This is a genomic window from Alcanivorax sp. HI0083 (assembly GCF_001635175.1).
Genome location: NZ_LWFX01001634.1, coordinates 1 through 687, shown reverse-complemented (window position 1 = coordinate 687; position 687 = coordinate 1). Strand labels below are relative to the sequence as shown.

Below are 687 nucleotides of genomic sequence, written 5' to 3'. Positions count from 1 at the left end.
CAAGAGTGTGTGACGGCGATCCATGTCGGTGCGCACGGCAATCAGGTTATTGACGAATTTGGACGCCGGGTGGCAGGACACGTACCAGTTGGCCATGTCGAAATCGATGGGCCATTGCGTCATCAGGTCGAACCGGTACAGCAGCCGCCAGCGGCTGCCCAGCTGCACCTCAATGCGGTAATGATTGTTCTCCGGAAGAACACGAAAATGCTCCAGCGGAGTGCGTTGGGCTGCCCGGCTGTGCAGCCTTAATGGCGCTGTCGGTGTCATCCCGCCAAACCCCACGTCGCTCAGGTAGTCCTCATCCTCGATGGTTACCAGCAACAACATATGTGAGCGTGGTGGCTGCGCGTCCTCCGGCTGGTTCCAGTAGACCCGGGCGGTAATCCCGCGCACGGTGAAGCCCAGCTCTGTAAGCACCGCCATGAATAACAGGTTGTTCTCAAAGCAGTAGCCACCCCGTCTCTGCTGCACCAGCTTGCGTTCCAGGCTGGCCAGATCCAGTGGTACTGGCTTGCCAAGCAAAGGGTTCAGGTTTTCAAAGGCAATATGCAGCAGGTGGCATTGTTGCAAGGCGCGCAGCGTGGCCAGAGTAGGCGTTCGCTCACCGGTATAACCGACACGTTGGCAATAGGCATCCAGATCAAGGGGCATGGCAGACTCCGGGTTCGTCAACAGGAAGGGGGA

The 687-nt window shown here is 58.5% G+C and carries 1 protein-coding gene; it reads right to left on the bottom strand.

What is annotated here, in order from left to right; all coding sequences use genetic code 11:
- Nucleotides 1-654: arylamine N-acetyltransferase (locus tag A3754_RS24090; RefSeq protein ID WP_231880771.1), on the bottom strand; the 654-nt coding region annotated here is incomplete at its 3' end.
- Nucleotides 655-687: the final 33 nt, after the last annotated feature.